The 18482-nt window shown below is 59.4% G+C and carries 15 protein-coding genes and 2 pseudogenes; 13 read left to right on the forward strand and 4 right to left on the reverse strand.

The window, feature by feature from the left end; translation table 11 throughout:
- Positions 1 to 201: hypothetical protein (locus P775_RS28470; protein WP_218967642.1), on the reverse strand; the 201-nt coding region annotated here is incomplete at its 3' end.
- Between the two features lie 38 nt (positions 202 to 239).
- On the opposite strand from P775_RS28470, the gene P775_RS06565 reads away from it, so the two are divergent.
- The 8 genes from P775_RS06565 to P775_RS06600 all read left to right on the forward strand — a co-directional run bounded on the left by P775_RS06565 (position 240) and on the right by P775_RS06600 (position 11596).
- Positions 240 to 716, forward strand: coding sequence for a formate dehydrogenase subunit gamma (locus tag P775_RS06565; protein WP_099910232.1), 477 nt, complete (start codon positions 240 to 242; stop codon positions 714 to 716).
- Positions 713 to 2230, forward strand: a complete 1518-nt coding sequence (locus P775_RS06570; RefSeq protein ID WP_099910233.1) for a formate dehydrogenase beta subunit — start codon at positions 713 to 715, stop codon at positions 2228 to 2230. The genes P775_RS06565 and P775_RS06570 overlap by 4 nt, the downstream gene beginning before the upstream one ends.
- Positions 2227 to 5160: a formate dehydrogenase subunit alpha gene (gene fdhF / locus P775_RS06575; protein ID WP_099910234.1), complete on the forward strand. Its 2934-nt coding sequence runs from the start codon at positions 2227 to 2229 to the stop codon at positions 5158 to 5160. Before P775_RS06570 ends, fdhF begins: the two co-directional genes overlap by 4 nt.
- Before the next feature lie 2 nt (positions 5161 to 5162).
- The gene (gene fdhD, locus P775_RS06580) at positions 5163 to 5984 is read left to right on the forward strand and encodes a formate dehydrogenase accessory sulfurtransferase FdhD (protein WP_099910235.1); all 822 of its coding nucleotides are present in this window, start codon (positions 5163 to 5165) and stop codon (positions 5982 to 5984) included.
- Positions 5974 to 6192, forward strand: a complete 219-nt coding sequence (locus tag P775_RS06585) for a formate dehydrogenase subunit delta (protein ID WP_099910236.1) — start codon at positions 5974 to 5976, stop codon at positions 6190 to 6192. Before fdhD ends, P775_RS06585 begins: the two co-directional genes overlap by 11 nt.
- Positions 6193 to 6261: 69 nt before the next feature.
- The gene (locus P775_RS06590; RefSeq protein ID WP_099910237.1) at positions 6262 to 7632 is read left to right on the forward strand and encodes a sigma-54-dependent transcriptional regulator; all 1371 of its coding nucleotides are present in this window, start codon (positions 6262 to 6264) and stop codon (positions 7630 to 7632) included.
- Between the two features lie 69 nt (positions 7633 to 7701).
- On the forward strand, positions 7702 to 9600 hold the full coding sequence (locus P775_RS06595; RefSeq protein WP_099910282.1) for a sensor histidine kinase: 1899 nt from the start codon (positions 7702 to 7704) through the stop codon (positions 9598 to 9600).
- 259 nt (positions 9601 to 9859) lie between these two features.
- Complete coding sequence (locus P775_RS06600) at positions 9860 to 11596, forward strand: OFA family MFS transporter (RefSeq protein WP_099910238.1); 1737 nt, start codon at positions 9860 to 9862, stop codon at positions 11594 to 11596.
- Positions 11597 to 11704: 108 nt separating this feature from the next.
- Here the strand turns inward: P775_RS06600 and P775_RS06605 are convergent, their stop codons facing one another.
- A complete protein-coding gene (locus tag P775_RS06605) occupies positions 11705 to 12061 on the reverse strand; it encodes a phasin family protein (protein WP_099910239.1) in 357 nt (118 codons plus the stop codon).
- A gap of 387 nt (positions 12062 to 12448) precedes the next feature.
- Here P775_RS06605 and P775_RS06610 point away from each other — a divergent pair, with 387 nt between their 5' ends.
- The 4 genes and pseudogenes from P775_RS06610 to P775_RS06625 form a co-directional block, all read left to right on the forward strand.
- The gene (locus P775_RS06610) at positions 12449 to 13201 is read left to right on the forward strand and encodes an amino acid ABC transporter substrate-binding protein (protein WP_099910240.1); all 753 of its coding nucleotides are present in this window, start codon (positions 12449 to 12451) and stop codon (positions 13199 to 13201) included.
- Between the two features lie 5 nt (positions 13202 to 13206).
- Positions 13207 to 13881, forward strand: coding sequence for an amino acid ABC transporter permease (locus P775_RS06615; RefSeq protein WP_099910241.1), 675 nt, complete (start codon positions 13207 to 13209; stop codon positions 13879 to 13881).
- On the forward strand, positions 13878 to 14624 hold the full coding sequence (locus P775_RS06620) for an amino acid ABC transporter ATP-binding protein (protein WP_099910242.1): 747 nt from the start codon (positions 13878 to 13880) through the stop codon (positions 14622 to 14624). The genes P775_RS06615 and P775_RS06620 overlap by 4 nt, the downstream gene beginning before the upstream one ends.
- 113 nt (positions 14625 to 14737) lie before the next feature.
- Positions 14738 to 14946: pseudogene (locus P775_RS06625) on the forward strand (IS110 family transposase); the annotation flags it as partial.
- A 77-nt stretch (positions 14947 to 15023) separates the two neighbouring features.
- On the opposite strand, the pseudogene P775_RS06630 reads toward P775_RS06625, so the two are convergent.
- Positions 15024 to 15266, reverse strand: a pseudogene (locus P775_RS06630) (transposase); the annotation flags it as partial.
- 271 nt (positions 15267 to 15537) lie between these two features.
- Between P775_RS06630 and P775_RS06635 the strand changes: the two are divergent.
- Positions 15538 to 16845 (forward strand): M23 family metallopeptidase, encoded by a 1308-nt coding sequence (locus P775_RS06635; RefSeq protein ID WP_099910243.1) that lies wholly within the window; start codon positions 15538 to 15540, stop codon positions 16843 to 16845.
- A 294-nt stretch (positions 16846 to 17139) separates the two neighbouring features.
- Here P775_RS06635 and P775_RS06640 read toward each other — a convergent pair whose 3' ends face one another.
- On the reverse strand, positions 17140 to 18126 hold the full coding sequence (locus tag P775_RS06640; RefSeq protein WP_099910244.1) for a phosphoribosylaminoimidazolesuccinocarboxamide synthase: 987 nt from the start codon (positions 18124 to 18126) through the stop codon (positions 17140 to 17142).
- Between the last annotated feature and the right edge of the window lie 356 nt (positions 18127 to 18482).

The raw sequence follows: 18482 nt of genomic DNA on the forward strand, positions 1-18482 counted from the left end.
CTCACCACAATGGCACATTGCGATGCCGTCAGGAGGGGCATCCACGCCATCAATAGAGCCCCCCAAACACCTAAGAAGCATTCGTGCAGTAACGCACTGCAGCTTCATCTTTGCGAACAAAGAAAGTGTGTGCCCCATGGCTTGATTGATATTATCAATCACTTGACGGGGAACCGAAATTGATCCGGAATAATCTGGCACAGTATGAGTTCTATGCCCATAGAACCAGAAGGCCAGCCATGCAAAACCCGTCGCCAGCCACCACGGATGCTGAAATAGCCAAGTTGATCGAAAGGCACCTTAATCTCGAAGGCCCGCTTTTACCAATTCTGCATGCGCTTCAATCTGCATTTGGGCATGTGCCTGCCCGCGCCATCCCCCTCCTCGCTGAGGCACTCAACATCACCAAGGCCGAAGTGCACGGTGTCATGTCGTTCTACCACGATTTCCGCGAGGTGCCTGCGGGTCGGCACGTCGTGCGGATCTGCAGAGCCGAGGCCTGCCAGGCAGTGGGTGCGGATGCGCTCGCTGACGCGACTCTCGCCGAATTGGGTATCGCGTGGCATGGCACGACGCCGAACGGCGCCGTGACGATCGAACCTGTCTATTGCCTTGGTCTTTGCGCCTGTGGTCCCGCCGCAATGGTCGATGACCGGGTGGTTGGGCGCGTCGACCGCGCACACATGACCGCGCTGATGAAGGAGGCAGGCGCATGAAGATCTATGTTCCGATGGACAGCGCTGCAAAGGCGCTGGGTGCCGATGAGGTTGCCGCGAAGATCCGTGCTGAGGCGACACGCCGCGGTCTGACCATAGAGCTGGTGCGCAACGGAACACGTGGAATGATCTGGCTTGAGCCGCTGGTTGAAGTTGATGGTGGATCGGGGCGGCAGGCCTTTGGCCCGGTAACGGTTGCCGATGTGCCCGCCCTGCTAGATGGTACGTTAGAGGGCCTTGGCAGGGTCGAGGACATCCCCTTCTTTGCTCGCCAGACCCGGCTGACCTTTGCCCGCTGCGGTGTGATCGACCCTGTCTCTCTAAGCGATTACGAGGCGCATGGTGGGCTGTGCGGTCTGCGCCGCGCGCTGTCCATGAGTGCTGAAGAGATAGTGAGCGAGGTGACCGAGAGCGGCTTGCGCGGTCGCGGTGGGGCTGGTTTCCCAACGGGGATCAAGTGGAACACGGTTCTGGGCGCGAAGGCGGACCAGAAATACATCGTCTGCAACGCGGATGAGGGCGACAGCGGCACATTCGCCGACCGTATGATAATGGAAGGCGACCCATTTACCCTGATCGAGGGCATGTTGATTGCCGGGATCGGCGTGGGGGCGACAAAGGGCTATGTCTATCTGCGCTCGGAATACCCCGATGCCATAAAGGTGATGAATACTGCCGTGGACATTGCGCGCGCAGCGGGGGTGCTGGGGCAGGATGTGCTCGACTCGGGCCGGGCCTTTGATATGGAAATACGTGTCGGCGCCGGGGCCTATGTCTGCGGCGAGGAAACATCGCTGCTGAACTCGCTTGAAGGCAAGCGCGGTGTGGTGCGGGCCAAACCACCACTGCCTGCCTTGGAGGGTTTTCTTGGCAAGCCGACAGTGGTCAACAACGTCATCAGCCTCGCCACGGTGCCAGTGATCTTTGAGCGTGGCGCCAAGCACTATGCCGATTTTGGCCTCGGCCGGTCTCGAGGCACGATGCCGGTTCAGATCGCAGGGAACGTAAAGTTTGGCGGGCTGTTCGAAACGGCGTTCGGTATGCCACTGGGCGAACTGGTGAACGATGTTGCGGGTGGCACTGCCTCGGGTCGTCCAGTCAAGGCGGTGCAGGTGGGCGGACCACTTGGAGCCTACATGCCGCAGTCCAAATTTGACACGCCTTTTGGGTACGAGGAATTCGACAAGCGCGGCGGTCTGATCGGCCATGCGGGGATCGTGGTTTTTGACGATAGCACCGACATGCTCAAGATGGCCCGGTTTGCCATGGAGTTCTGCGCCGTTGAATCCTGCGGCAAATGCACCCCCTGCCGCATCGGTGCAGTGCGTGGGGTCGAGACGATAGACCGGATCCGCCGCGGGGATGCCGACGCAATCCCGATCCTGACGGACCTGTGCGAGACGATGAAGGACGGATCGCTCTGCGCTCTTGGAGGGTTCACACCGTTTCCTGTCATGTCCGCGCTGACCCATTTCCCGGACGATTTCGCCACCCAAAAGGAGGCCGCCGAATGAAAGATTTCATCATCCCGGATGATCGCGACATGGGCACACCTGCCAAGGTGGGCAAGCCTGTAACGCTGACCATCGACGGCTTTTCCGTGACGGTGCCGGAAGGCACTTCTGTCATGCGCGCCGCGGCCGAGGCGGGTCTGCAGATCCCGAAACTATGCGCCACCGACAGCATTGAGGCGTTCGGTTCCTGTCGTCTTTGCGTGGTCGAGATTGAGGGACGGCGCGGCACGCCCGCCTCCTGCACGACTCCGGTGGCCGAGGGCATGGAGGTGCGTACCCAATCGAGCAAGGTCAAGAAAATCCGCAAAGGTGTGATGGAGCTTTACATATCTGATCACCCGCTGGATTGCCTCACCTGTGCCGCCAATGGGGACTGCGAACTGCAGGACATGGCCGGCATGGTCGGTCTGCGCGACGTGCGCTATCAGGCCGGGGTGAACCACTATGATGCCTTGGGCAATGGAACGCTGGCGCAGGGCGATGCCCGCGCGCGCGCCGGAAGCCGTACGTCGGTTGGGGATCTAGGAAATCCCAACTACATCCCGAAGGACGAATCCAACCCCTACTTCACCTATGACCCGGCAAAATGCATTGTCTGTTCCCGCTGCGTGCGGGCCTGCGAAGAGGTGCAGGGCACCTTTGCGCTGACCATCGAGGGGCGCGGTTTCGACAGCCGCGTGTCCTTTGGCGCCAAGACCGACAATGCCATGGCGTCGGATTGTGTCAGCTGCGGCGCCTGCGTGCAGGCCTGCCCGACAGCGACGCTACAGGAAAAATCCATCATCGAACTTGGTACGCCGGAACGCTCGGTCATCACCACCTGCGCCTATTGCGGTGTGGGCTGCTCTTTCAAGGCAGAGCTCAACGGTGATGATCTGGTCCGCATGGTGCCCTACAAACATGGCAAGGCCAACCGGGGCCATTCCTGCGTCAAGGGCCGGTTCGCCTATGGCTATGCCACCCATTCCGACCGCATCCTGAACCCGATGATCCGCGACAGCGTCGATCAGCCTTGGCAAGAAGTCAGCTGGGACGAGGCGCTGCGCTTTGCCGCGGACCGGATGCGTAGACTTCAGGAAAAATACGGCCGCCGGTCGATCGGGGTGATCACATCAAGTCGCTGCACCAACGAAGAAACCTATCTGGTGCAAAAGCTCGCCCGTGGCGTGTTCATGAATAACAACACCGACACCTGCGCGCGGGTCTGCCATTCGCCCACCGGCTACGGGCTGGGCCAGACCTTTGGCACCAGCGCGGGCACGCAGGATTTCGATTCCGTCGAACATACCGACGTGGTGATCGTGATCGGGGCCAACCCGACCGACGGGCACCCGGTCTTTGCCAGCCGCCTGAAAAAGCGCCTGCGTCAGGGCGCCAAGCTGATCGTGATCGACCCGCGCCGCATCGACCTTGTGAAATCTGCCCATATCGCGGCCTCGCATCATCTGCCACTGCGGCCCGGCACGAATGTCGCCGTCGTCTCTGCCCTGTCGCATGTCATCGTGACCGAAGGGTTGATGGACGAGGCCTATATCCGCGAGCGGTGCGACTGGGATGAATTCCAGGACTATGCCGATTTCATCAGCGACCCGCGTCACAGCCCCGAAGCGACCGAACTGCTGACGGGCGTGCCCTCGCAGGATCTGCGCGCCGCGGCCCGTCTGTTCGCCACCGGTGGCAAGGGATCAATCTATTACGGCCTCGGGGTGACGGAACACAGCCAAGGATCCACCACTGTGATCGCCATCGCCAACCTTGCCATGCTGACCGGCAACATCGGTCGCAAGGGTGTGGGTGTGAACCCACTCCGCGGCCAGAACAACGTGCAGGGGGCCTGCGACATGGGGTCGTTCCCGCACGAACTGCCCGGCTACCGACATGTCAAAGGCCCGGAGGTCCGCGAGATCTTCGAAAAAGCTTGGGGGGTCACCATCGACCCGGAACCCGGTCTGCGCATCCCCAACATGCTGGACGCGGCGGTCGAGGGCACGTTCAAAGGCCTTTATTGTCAGGGCGAAGATATCCTGCAATCCGACCCCGACACCCATCACGTCGCGGCAGGGCTGGCAGCGATGGAATGCGTAATAGTACATGACCTCTTCCTTAACGAGACAGCGAACTATGCGCACGTTTTCCTGCCCGGATCGACATTTCTGGAAAAGGACGGCACATTCACCAACGCTGAACGCCGCATAAACCGGGTGCGCAAGGTGATGGCTCCGCGCAACGGCTATGGTGACTGGGAGGTGACGCAGCTTTTGGCCAACGCCATGGGCGCGAACTGGCATTACACCCATCCGACCCAGATCATGGACGAGATCGCCGCGACGACGCCCAGCTTTGCCGGTGTCTCCTACGAGGTGCTTGAGGAAAAAGGCTCGGTCCAGTGGCCCTGCAACGAGGAGCATCCGGACGGCACGCCGCTCATGCATGTCGATGGCTTCATGCGCGGCAAGGGGCGGTTCATCGTCACCGAATATGTGGCCACCGACGAAAAGACCGGGCCGCGTTTCCCGCTGCTGCTGACCACTGGGCGCATTCTGTCCCAGTACAATGTTGGCGCGCAGACCCGGCGCACCGCCAACGTGGCTTGGCACGATCAGGACGTGCTTGAAATCCACCCGCACGACGCTGAGGTGCGCGGCGTGAACGATGGCGATTTCATCCGGTTGGCCTCTCGTGCTGGCGAAACCGCCCTGCGGGCAAAGATCACTGATCGCGTATCGCCTGGGGTGGTTTATACGACCTTCCACCATCCCGACACGCAAGCGAATGTCATCACTACCGACTTTTCCGATTGGGCCACCAACTGCCCGGAATACAAGGTGACAGCCGTGCAGGTCAGCCCGTCGAACGGCCCAACCAACTGGCAGGAGGAATATAATGCGCAGGCCGTACAGGCGCGCCGTATCCTTCCGGCGGCGGAATAAACATGGCGGCGCAGCCCATACGCAGCATGGCGGGCCTGTCCGTTCAGCGTGACAGCATGCGCGAGGTCACGCGCAGCCTGCCTGAAGAAACCCCGGTTGCCATCGTATTCAACGGAACCACCGCCGCTGTGATGATGGCAACCCCCGATGACCTGAGGGATTTCGCCTTTGGTTTCGCGCTGACCGAAGGGTTCATCGACGCCCCAGATCAGGTAGAGGGGTTCGAGATCGTGCAGCATCCCGCAGGAATCGAGGCGCGCTTCTGGATCAGTGCAGAGCGGGCCGCCGCGATGAACGCACGGCGACGCAACATGCTTGGCCCCGTCGGCTGCGGTCTCTGTGGGATCGACAGCCTTGAGCAGGCCATCCGTCCGCTTCCGGTCCTGACCACCACTGGCGCGATATTTGCGCGGGCCGAGGTCGCGACAGCCACCGATGCATTGCGCGATCACCAGCCGCTTCACGACCAGACCCATGCCGTTCACGCGGCGGGGTTTCTGCTTCCGGGCCACGGCATTGTTCTGGCGCGCGAGGATGTCGGGAGGCACAATGCGCTGGACAAGTTGATCGGCGCGATGGCGCTGTCCGGGCGGGATGCGGCACAGGGTGCCATCGTTCTGACCAGCCGGGTGTCGGTGGAAATGGTGCAGAAGACCGTGATCGCCGGATGTCCCGTATTGATCGCGGTGTCGGCCCCGACGGCTCACGCACTGCGCCTCGCTCTCGGCGCGAGGCTGACGCTGGCGGCCTTTGCCCGGGGCGGCGGTTTCGACGTCTATTCCCATCCCGAACGTATCCAGAGCGGAGCCTTCAATGCAGCCTGACAAGATGGTCATGATGGCCAACCAGATCGCCACATATTTCAAGACTCAGCCGGGCACAGATCAAGCGGAACACGTGGCCGATCATATCAACGACTTCTGGGAACCTCGTATGCGCATACAGCTTTCAGAGCATGTCGCTTCCGGCGGGCAGGGTCTGTCACCTTTGGCCCTGGACGCCTGCGCCCATGTCCGGATGCCCGCCGAATAAAACGGATGGTGGCATCGGCGCGCATTCTGCGTCACTCTGTACCGGAGTGGAGCAAATGGGCGCAACCCGGTGAGCGAAGTCAGTGACGTCGACAAAGCCGACCTGACCGCAAGGTTGAGTGAGGCCAACATTCTGGTCGTCGATGACGAACCGGGCATGCGCAATTTCATGGTCAAGACGCTTAGCCCCTATTGCAAGTCGGTAGCCGAGGCAAAGGACGCGGAGAGCGCCAATGCGCTGCTCGCCCAACGCCACTTTGATGTGATGATCCTCGACAATATCATGCCCGACAGGAAAGGTATCGACTGGCTGGCCGATCAGCGCAGCCGGGGCGGGTTTACCGATACCATCATGATCACCGCCTATGCCGACCTTGATACCGCCATTCAGGCCATGCGCGCGGGGGCGGCGGATTTCGTGCTGAAACCATTTCGCTCAAACCAAATCCTGAACGCGGTGCGACGCTGTATCCAGATGACGCAGCTGCGCCGCGAGAACATGCTGCTGCGGCGCGAACTCGACACAAGCGATATTGGTCGCAAACAGCGTGACAGGCTGATCGGCAGTTCGGCCGCGATTTCGGCAGTGCGCGAGACACTTGACCGGGTCAGAAACGTGGCGACTCCTGTACTGATCACCGGTGCGTCAGGATCGGGCAAGGAGGTGGCCGCAAGACAACTCCATATGTCCTCATGCCGGGCGGACATGCCCTTTGTCGCGATCAACTGCGCAACAATACCGGCCGAAATGATCGAAATCGAATTGTTCGGCCATGTCGTGGGCGCATTTCCGGGGGCGGTGTCATCGCGCGAGGGCCTTTTGCCGTCGGCCCGCGGCGGCACCGTCTTTCTGGATGAGGTCGCAGCACTTGATCCTTCTGCACAATCGGCGCTGCTGCGGGTGATCGAGGATGGGCTGGTCCGTCCCGTTGGTACCGAACGCGATATCCAGCTTGATCTGCGATTTGTGCTGGCGACCAGTAGCTCGCTGACGCAGGAGGTGGCAGAGGGGCGGTTCCGCGAAGATCTGTTGTTTCGCATCAACGTTCTGGAAATTGCTATGCCGCCTCTGGGTCAGCGCGACACAGATGTTATCGTTTTGGCGGACCTTTTCCTGAACGATATTTCCCGGCGTCTGGGCTTGCCAGCGTTGGAAATAGACCCTGTCACGCGCGCGGCCATGCTGCGCCACGACTGGCCTGGCAACATCCGCGAGTTGCGCAACTTCATCGAACGCTCGCTCATCTTCGGTCGCTTTCCCATTGATACAATGTCATCGCCGCAAATTGTGAATGGGCGCATCGAACCGCTTGATCAGGTCGAGCGGCGCGAAATCCTGCGAGCGCTGGAGGCGGTCCGAGGCAATCGTTCCGAAGCGGCGCGGCGCCTGGGCATTTCGCGCAAGACGATCGACCGCAAATGCGCCGCTTGGGGATTGTGACGGGTGACGGCGGTACGGCGCTTCTTCCGCTCGGTCAGGGTGCGGCTTCTGGTGATTGCGCTGCTGCCGATGCTGGTTTTGCTTCCGCTGATGCTGGGCAGCACGATGATGCGCTGGTCAGGCAAGATCGACGGGATCCTGATCACCAAGGTCAACGGGGATCTGACCATCGCGGATCAATATCTGGCGCGCCTGCTGGAAAACTCAGGCGAACGGCTGGATGCACTGGCCAAATCGGTCGCGCTGCGCGACGCGCTGGCAGCTGCGCCAGAGTCGTTCATCGAAGAGCGTCGGCAGTCGCTGAAGCTTGATTTCCTGTACCTGACGGATGGAACCGAGGGACCCGATGGTTTTGATGTAGCGGGCTGGCCGGTGGTGCAAAAAGCCATCGACGGGCGCTGGCAAAGTGCAGTGGATATTCTGAAACCCGCGGAGCTCGACGCGCTTCACCCCGGTTTGGCCGCCCGCGCCGCGATCCCATTGGTTGAAACGCGCGCTGCCATTCCAACAAGCAGCAAGATCGAGGATCGCGGCTTGATCATCCATTCCGCCGCCCCGGTGACCCTATCCGACGGGCGCGCGGGCGCGCTTGTGGGCGGGCTGCTGCTGAACCGGAACCTCGATTTCATCGATACCATCAACGCGCTGGTCTATCAGGACAACAGCCTGCCCGAAGGCAGTCAGGGCACAGCAACCCTGTTTTTGGAGGATCTGCGTGTTTCAACCAATGTCCGCCTGTTCGAGAACGTGCGGGCGCTTGGCACTCGAGTTTCGACAGAGGTGCGCAATCAGGTGTTGAACGATGGCAAGACTTGGCTCGACCGCGCCTTTGTTGTCAACGACTGGTATATTTCGGCCTATGAGCCGATCACCGACAGTCGCGGCGATGCCGTGGGCATGCTGTATGTCGGCTTTCTGGAAACACCGTTCCAGCAGGCCAAGATCAGATCCGTGCTGACCCTCACTCTGTTGTTCCTGCTGGTTGCTGCGCTGTCGGTCCCTATCTTTCTGCGTTGGGCCGGGCGTATCTTTCTGCCGCTGGAGCGGATGAGCCAGACCATGCTGCGGGTCGAAGCAGGGGATTTGCAGGCGCGCAACGCGCCACAAGCGGATGACAATGAGATCGCGCAGGTCGCCGGGCATCTGGACGACCTGCTGGACAAGGTGCAGGAACGCGACCGCCAATTGCGCGAGTGGGGAGAGCAGCTGAACCAGAAGGTAGAGGAACGTACCCGCGATCTGCGGGAAAGCAACCAGAAGCTGGAACAAGCTACAGAACGCTTGATCAGCACGGAAAAACTTGCCGCCGTGGGCGAGATCACCGCCGGGGTCGCGCATGAGATCAACAACCCGATCGCTGTAATACAAGGCAATCTGGACGTCGCGCGCGAGATTCTGGGGCCGGCAACCGAGGATGTGCGGACCGAATTCGATCTGATCGACGATCAGGTCTACCGGATCAGTTCAATCGTGTCCCGGCTGCTACAGTTCGCGCGACCAGAGGACTATTCTGGTGCCGCCAATATCCTCTTTCCGGCCCAAGTGGTGCGCGACTGCCTCGTCTTGACCAGCCATCACATTGAAGCGCAGGACATCGAGCTGCGCTGCGATCTTGCCCCCGAACCCTGTGTTCTGATCTCTCGGACCGAACTGCAACAGGTGCTCGTTAATCTCATTCTCAATGCCGTTCAGGCCATGCCGGACGGCGGCATCCTTTCCCTTTTGGTGCGTCCCGGCGAAGACAGTGTCGAGATTGAAGTAGAAGATACCGGTGACGGCATCTCGCCCGAAACGCTGGGCCGCATCTTCGACGCGTTCTTTACCACAAAACATGGGCGGGGCACTGGCCTTGGACTATCCATCAGCCAGACTCTCATCAGCAGGGCGGGGGGGCGCATCACGGCCCGCTCGACACAGGGCAAGGGCAGCCGGTTCACGGTCAGCCTGCCCGAGGTTAAAACGATTTAAAATGGACAGAATGTCCCAGATATTGGGGTTCCCTTCCCATCTAGCAGACAGAATGTCCCAAATTACCGCTGAGGCACAGTTCGTAGTGGACAGAATTTACAGTTAATACTTTGATAATATTGTATAAAAATATTGACAAATCAAGGTGCCCCACGAGAGATGTGACAGCACGCAAAACGTGCAGAAAGCTGGTCGCGCCGTGGGAGGAGACCTGTATCGCCGGGACCGGACGATAATACGTTAAAGGGAGGAGTGAACCATGAGTAACGCCCATTCCGGTGGAGCGCTGAGTTTCCTGATGAAGGACAACATCGTCGCCAGACCCGGTTTCAACCGCTGGCTCGTGCCACCGGCATCCATTGCCATCCACCTCTGTATCGGTTCAGTCTATGCGTGGTCGGTGTTCAACCCGGCGCTGACGCGCGAACTGGGTGTTGTGGCCCCCGCAGCAGACGACTGGAGCCTGAGTTCGGTCGTCTGGATATTTTCCGTCGCTATCGTGTTTCTGGGCCTGTCCGCCGCATTTGCCGGAAAATGGCTTGAAAAGGTTGGCCCCCGCATGGTGGGCGTCGTCGCCGCAATTCTTTGGGGCGGTGGCTTTGTCATCGGATCGCTTGGGATCGCCGGCCACGAGCTCTGGCTGATCTACTTTGGGTATGGCGTACTGGGCGGCTGCGGTCTGGGGCTTGGCTATGTCTCGCCGGTTTCCACACTGATCCGCTGGTTTCCGGACCGGCGCGGCATGGCGACGGGCATGGCCATCATGGGTTTTGGAGGCGGCGCGATGATCGCGGCGCCGGTCAAGGTCTGGTTGCTGTCGATCTATGCCAAGGCTCCGGAATACCTTGGTGCAACTGATGCTATTGCGACGATGACCGAGGCGGGCAGGCTATTTGCCCAAACCGCTTCCGGCAGGATTGAGGTCGTGGTGGCCTCTGCCGCACAGGCTACCAGCCTGCCCGGCGGTGGCGCTGCGGGCGTCTATGTGGTCGGCACCGGCAATACCGGGGCTGCGTCCACCTTCATGACGCTGGGCATCGTCTATTTCATCGTCATGCTCATCGCCGCCTTCAGCTATCGTGTCCCCGCCGAAGGCTGGAAACCAGAAGGCTGGCAGCCAAAGCCCGCGGCCGAATCGAACGGAATGATCACGCGCAACAATGTGAACATCGATCAAGCGCTCAAGACTCCGCAATTCTGGCAGCTCTGGGTCATGCTGTGCTTCAACGTGACTGCAGGCATCGGCGTGATCGGCGTCGCCAGGACGATGATGTCCGAAATCTACGGCACAACCATGCCGCTGATCGTCACTGCGGCCTTTGCTTCGACCTATGTTCTGATGATTTCTGTGTTCAACATGGTCGGGCGTTTCTTCTGGGCCTCTACGTCGGACTATATCGGGCGTAAAAACACTTATCATTGCTTTTTTGTGCTCGGGACGCTGCTATATCTCTCGATCCCGTATTTCGCCACGGCAGGCGCAGCTAGCCCGTCGATGTTCTACCTCGTGGGCTTCTATGTCGCGACGATGATCATCTTCTCGATGTATGGCGGTGGATTCGCGACGATCCCGGCCTATCTGGCCGACATGTTCGGCACGATGCATGTGGGGGGCATTCACGGCCGCCTTCTGACCGCTTGGTCAACGGCAGGTGTCCTTGGACCGCTGGCAATCACGTCGCTGCGCGAGATGTCGGTGGGGCGGGCAATTTCTGATCTGGCGTCGCGGGTCGACCCTGCGGCATTTGCCGAAAAATTCGGCGCACCACTTGCCCAGATCGACCAGTTGGTGGCGGCCAAGACCGTGACAATCTCTCGTCTGATGGAAATCGCTCCACAGGGCACGGTCGACCCTACGCCCAGCCTCTATAATACCACCATGTACTGCATGGCGGCGCTGCTGGTGGCGGCATTCTTTGCCAATCTTCTGCTCCGTCCGGTGAAGGCACATCATCACCATCCCGAACCTGGCCGCGCGACGGCACCTGCAGAATAAGGACGCGCTGCGGGGCGGGTCAGAACGCCCCGCAGTCGTGCTTGTCAGTCCGCAAATCCGCTCTGACGGCGGTGAGCCGTCCATCAAGGGATAAGGTAAGCGGCTTGCTTACAGAGGGACGTCGTCAAATTTCCGCTTATGGCCGATTTCCTGAGCACCCAGCGTTTGTTTCGTTGTGGCGGACGTCTTTTCGGTCAATCTTTTGGCCTGTGACATGTATTGCTCAATGGCGTTCCGCATGAATTGCGACTGCAGCACCATCACGTCCTGCGCTGTCCTGCACGCGAACAAGGCCTTTTGTGCCTCCATCACCTGTTGGATAGCGTCGGCCATGGTCTTGTTACCTAGCGTCAAGAGTTCGCTCCAAGCGGCCAAGGTCGGGGCGGAGGACACGAAGCTGTAAGCGTCGCCAGATGCCGCAGGATGCGTTTGCGGGTTTTTCCCGTCGACGGAAGATTTTTCCAATTCGAATCCCCTCTGATCGTCGATGATGTTACTGTGCGGCTTGCCGCATGAACCTCACTCAATCTGACATGAGGGAGACCAGCATGCCTTGATGCGGATCAAGGCGGAGAGTGTCTTGCAGATCGCGTTCAAACTCCGGCGTTGGTTCAGTCAAGGGAAATCAAGCCCCATTGAGACTTGCAGGGCTGCGGCGAATTTTACGATTGCCTCCGCCCCTTCCAGAAAAGGCGGAAGGAGGCCTGATTGAACTCGTCCCGCGAAATACCCCTTCGACAGAACAATATTCCAATGGCGCCAAGAGTTTCACCACAGCAGACCTGACGCAGCGCTGCCCATTGAAGCTCTGTTCAGCGATGTTAAGTGCCCTGCAAACGTATGGAGAGTATCATGAAGAAAACACTCGCAATCGCGGCATTTGCCCTCGCAGCCACCTTCAGCGCGGCAGGAGCGGACACACTGAACGTTGGCATGTCTGGCGGCTACTTCCCCTTCACCTTTGTAAAATTCGACAAGCTGCAGGGATTTGAAGTAGACTTCATCAACGCCGTTGCGGCCGAAACTGGGGATGACGTGAATTTCGTCACCATGTCCTTTTCCGGGCTGATCGGCGCCTTGGAAGCGGGGCGGATTGACACAATTGCAAACCAGATCACCATCACGCCCGAGCGTGAGGCGAAATTCGCCTTTTCACAGCCCTATGTCTTTGATGGTGCGCAGGTCGTGGTCAAGGCTGGCAATGAAGGTACGATCACCGGAGTAGAGGATCTGAGCGGCAAGACCGTTGCCGTGAACCTTGGGTCCAACTTTGAAACGCTGTTGAACGAACTGCCCAATGCCGATCAGATCAACGTCCGCACCTACGAAAGCAACATCGCACAGGACACGGCCCTGGGTCGTGTCGATGCCTTTGTCATGGACCGCGTGTCCTCGGCGCAGCTGATCGCCGAAAGTCCGCTGCCTTTGGCGCTGGCAGGCAAGCCGTTCAGCGAAATCCGCAACGCGCTGCCCTTCCGCAATGACGATGCAGGCGAAGCCCTGCGCGACCGGATCGACACCGCCATCACCACACTGAAGGAAAACGGAACACTGAGCGAGATTTCCGAAAAGTGGTTTGGAACTGACATCACAGTAGTAGAGTAAGCAACATGCGGGCACTTGATCTGGAATATATGTGGGGTCTGGTGCCCGTCTTGCTGGGATACGTTCCGCTGACGCTGTTCATGGCTCTGGTTGGCATGGTCTGCGCGCTGGTCCTTGCCTCGCTCATGGCGGTGGAGCGGGTGTTTCGTGTGCCGCTCCTCGACATTTTCGTACGGTTGTTCATCAGCTTCTTTCGCGGCACGCCGCTGCTGGTGCAACTGTTCCTGTTCTACTACGGCCTGCCGCAGGTCCTGTCGGTCATGACCAACATCAATGGCGTGACCGCCACGATCATGGGGCTGACGCTGCATTTTTCCGCCTATATGGCGGAAAGCATCCGTGCAGCCATCCTTGGCGTGGACCGCAGCCAGTGGGAGGCGTCGCAGGCGGTTGGCATGACGCAGGTCCAGATGATGTCCCAGATCATCCTGCCGCAGGCCGCCCGCGTCGCCGCCCCCACGCTGGTCAACTACTTCATTGACATGATCAAGGGAACATCTCTGGCATTCACACTGGGCGTTACAGAACTGATGGGCGCGACGCAAAAAGAAGCCGCCGGCAGCTTTTTATATTTCGAGGCGTTTCTGGTCGTCGCCGCGATTTACTGGATCATGGTCGAGGTTCTTGCCTTTGCCCAACGCCATCTCGAAACCTATCTGAACAAGGCGCATGCACGATGACTTCTTCATCCGGCATTTCCGTTTCCGGCCTCACCAAGGTCTTTGGGACCACGACCGTTCTCAAGGATATCTCGATCGATATCGCTCCGGGCGAACGGGTCGTCGTGATCGGTCCGTCCGGCACGGGCAAATCGACCTTGTTGCGCTGTCTCAATTTCCTCGACCGTCCGGACAGCGGCACCATCCGGGTGGGTGACCTGAGAATCGATGCAAAAACTGCGAGCGGCGCCGACATTCTGGCGCTTCGGCGACGCACATCCTTCGTGTTTCAGAACTACGCGCTCTTCGCCAACAAGACGGCGCGCGAAAACATCAGCCAGGCGCTGATCACCGTGAAAAGCCTTTCAAGATCCGAGGCGAATGCCCGCGCAGATGCGATCCTGCGCGAAACCGGACTGGCCGATAAGGCCGACGTCTATCCGGCAGCGCTGTCCGGAGGGCAGCAACAGCGGGTGGGAATAGGGCGTGCGATGGCCTTGGATGCCGAGCTGATGCTGTTTGACGAGCCGACCTCTGCGCTTGATCCAGAATGGGTCGGAGAGGTGCTTGATCTCATGCGCCGTGTGGCCGAAGAGCGTCAGACCATGCTGATTGTCACCCATGAAATGCAATTCGCGCGAGAGATCGCAGACCGGATCATTTTCATGGCGGATGGGCATATTGTTGAGCAGGGACCGCCCGCGCAGCTGTTGGATCTTCCGCAGGACGACCGCACGAAGGCCTTTCTGCGCCGCGTTGGCTGATTGACTGCTGCCCTGAGGACGTGCAGCCCGTTTGGCACGTGCTGTCATTTGACTGGTCAGGAATTTATGATGTGACCGCCCCCGACATAATCGATCCACCAAGGAGGACTGTCATGTCGCAGATTCTCACGGTGGGTCTCGATCTGGCGAAGAGTCTGTTTCAGGTTCTAAGAGCTGACGGTGCAGGTCGAGCGATCTTGCGTATGAAGCTGCGGCGAGCGCAGGTGCTGGAGTTCTTCAGCCCGTTGCCATCTTGTGTCGTCGCGATGGAGGCATTTAGTTCTGGGGCCGTCAGCTTGGTAAGCTGTGCGCTGAGGGGCGTTGTCGCAGAACTCTTGCCGCGAAGGATTCACACCGTGCATCCATGCTCTTAGAAGGTATGGTTGACGAAGCCCTCCGTACCAGCCTATCAACGAAGGCAGCCGTTTGGCGCAATGCCATGCCGAAAATTACTCTCATCTTCAGGCATTTCTGGACGGCGGCATCGCTCAAGGTCTGCTGGCGATCGCGCTTGCCAGTGGGCGCAGCGTCCCAGCACATCTCGGGATCGAACCAGATCCTCAATTAGCCCCGAGGCTCAAGGGCGTCGTTATAGGCGGGCCAGTTTGAAGTCTTGTCGGTCGTGGGTGTGGGCCTGCTCATGCGCATCAGCTATCCTGCTGGATTCCCAAAAGGAATTCTCTGCAGGGTTTGCGTAACACAGCCCCGTCGATCAGCAGATCCAAAAAATAGCTCAAATCACGTCAGATCCTGCCCAACAAATGAGGAGTAGCTCAGTTAGAGTGACAGCGCGAGGAAATGCCGACGTTGATCGAGCTGCGTTGCAAATTCCGGCTTTGCACACCACAAAGCTCTGGAGTGCGCATGTTGAGGCAAGTCTGAAGATGTATAAAATGAGAGACGTTGGAAAAAGATGAGGCTGAGATACTGGACAGCCCTCTTGGTCCTTGGCGGCATTGCGCTTGGCGTCGCGTCGCACTGGGACAGCCAACCAAAAGATCAGATCGCCACGGCTGACAGCACGGCGGCGGAGCCGCAGAGTGGCAGCAGCTTGACAGGCACCGAATCCGGGGACGATGATCTTTTTGCCGAAACCGCAACCGGCGCAATCGCGCCCCCTGCGGAGCTGCAAGCCCCGAGCGACGATTCCGTGATCTGGACGCAGGTCGTGGGTGCGGGAGACAGCCTGTCAAAGCTTCTGGCCAAGGCCGGCCTTGATACGGACGTCAGCCGCGACTTGACCGCAGCGATCGGCTCTGAATTTGACCTGCGCCATCTGAAACCGGGTCACAGACTGACCCTGGCCACATCCCCCGATGGGGTGCCGCGCACCGCCACGCTTGAGATCGCAGGGGGCACCCGCATTCTGGCCAGGTTCGGCGCCACCCCCTCAGTCCAGCGGCTGGCGCCCGACCTCGACAGCGTCCGCCGGGCGGGTGAAGCGAAAATCGGAAGTTCCATTTATGCGGCATTAGAAGGTGCTGGCATTCCGACCAGATTCGCCACCGACCTCGAACTCATCCTTGCCGGGACATTCGATCTGCGCACGGCCCTTGTCGGGGGTGAGCACATTCGTCTGCTGTGGCGGGAACACCGGTTCGGCGACCGTGTGGTCGGTGAGCCGACCATAGATTTCGCGCAGCTTGATCTGGCCGACGGGCGCTATGAAATCCTGTGGCCGGATGACGAGTCCCGGCAGACCAGAATTTTCAAGGACGGCCTGCTTGTTCAGACCTTCGATCAGCCGATAAGGGGCGCGCGCCTCAGCTCGGCCTTTGGACCGCGGATGCATCCCATTCATGGCTATGTTCGGATGCACAGCGGCGTGGATTTCGCAGCCGAACAGGGGGCGGTCGTCAGTGCGACACAATCCGGCACGATCGCGTTCATGGGCGAGCGCAGCGGTTATGGCCTTCTGGTCGAGCTGGAGCATGAAGGCGGCCTCAGCACCCTTTACGCCCATCTGAGTGCTCTGAACGAAGATTTGCACGTTGGCCAAGGCGTGGTCGCCGGAGCAGAGATTGGCCGTGCGGGATCGACAGGCACCTCAACGGCGCCGCATCTGCACTATGAAATCCATGTGGACGGCCGGCCCGTCTCTCCTCTTGCCGATACACGGCTGCATGGTCCGGAAAATGGCGCACCGGGCGCTGCGGAGTCCCGTTTGCTGGTGGACGGCATGCAAAGCGAACTTGACCGACTGCTCGGGTCAAGAGGATAGAGCGCCAACGTCACTGAGGGTCAGACATCGGCACCGTATCTTTGGTCGCGTGCGGCATAAGATGGACAGTTGGAAACGCGCTTGCAGGGCGGGAACATCCGGCCGGATCATCGTGCGGCCCGCGCTGTGGCATTTAGAAAAGACAGCCTTATCGCTTCGGAACTGTCAGTTTGGTCTCAGCCCACTTTGGCGGATGTTCAGGGTTGCCCCGATGAATGCTTGGCGCAGAAGTGGACGGTTACCCGTCACTGACACTGTGGGACAAGTCCATCGGGGACAGGTAAACCGCAGCCATCACCCGAGTTTTGCAACAGAGCCTTCTGGGGTGGAGAAATAGCGGCTCAGGTTGGTTCTGATGCGGGACAGGGGCGTGTCACCAGAGATATCGGGTTCAAAAGGTTGCCCGGTGATTGTCTGGAAGGCTTTGACATAGACCTGCGCCGTCGTGTCGATCAGATCGGCAGGGATGACGGGCAGTTCGTCGTGATAGGGATCACATCTGGCATCGACCCAGGTGCGTATGACATCCTTGTCAAAGGACGGCGGGCGGGTGCCATCCTGAAAGGCTTTCTCGTAGCCATCCTGCAGCCAGAAGCGGGAACTGTCCGGCGTGTGAATCTCATCCGCCAGAACAATTGTGCCATCTTCATCCGTGCCAAATTCGTATTTGGTGTCCGCAAGGATCAGCCCACGCTGGGCTGCGATCTCTTGGCCACGGGCAAACAGAGCCAAGGATATCGCGGATACTTTGTCCCACTGGCCTTGTGTCAGAAGCCCCTGAGAGAGGATTTCTTCTGCGGTCAGGGGGGCGTCATGTCCGCCGTCAAAGGCCTTTGTGGTCGGGGTGATGATCGGGGTTGGCAGCTTTGCGTTGTCGCGCAAGCCATCCGGAAAGCTGTGACCGTACAGTGTCCGTTCGCCAGCCTTGTAGCGTGTCAGGATAGAGGTGCTGGTGGACCCCGCAAGATATCCGCGCACCACGATTTCGACCGGGAGGATCTCAAGCTTCTTGGCGAGCACGACGTTGGGGTCTGGATAGTCGAGTACATGGTTCTGGCAAATATCAGCGGTGCGCTCAAACCAGAATCGCGCGGTCTGGGTCAGGACCTGCCCTTTGAACGGAATGGAGGCTAGGATGCGATCGAATGCGGATATTCTGTCAGAGGCGATGAGAATGCGGCGGTTTCCGGGCAGGTCGTAACAGTCACGCACCTTTCCAAAATAGGGATTGCTGAGCTCTGGAATGCGAGCGTGGTCAAGAACACGATTTGGGAGTGTCATGGAGAGTTGTCCTGGATTGAGCGCAAGTATTGCTGCAATCGGTTAACATAGTCTTTAACGGATGTCCGCCCCATCCTGCGCAGCTGCGTTCGTCCCTCTCTAGAGCACTGAAAGACTGGCCGCTTTCGGGATTAACTTTGGTCTGGACCAGCGGGGTCGCGGGGCAGAACGCGCCAAGAATAACGCGCGATAGCTGCAGAAAGCCAATCGTTTCATGTGCATTGGCACAGGTTTTTCTAGCCAGTGAAAAGAAGTTCAAAGCCACATGTTGTGCCATCAGGAGGGCAGATCACATGCGGCAATGAAAGTATTTATATTGCGGGTAGTCAGATTGAGAACCCAGCCTCGCGGCAGCG

It is taken from the genome of Puniceibacterium antarcticum, assembly GCF_002760615.1.
In the GTDB taxonomy this organism is placed as follows: Bacteria; Pseudomonadota; Alphaproteobacteria; order Rhodobacterales; family Rhodobacteraceae; genus Puniceibacterium; species Puniceibacterium antarcticum.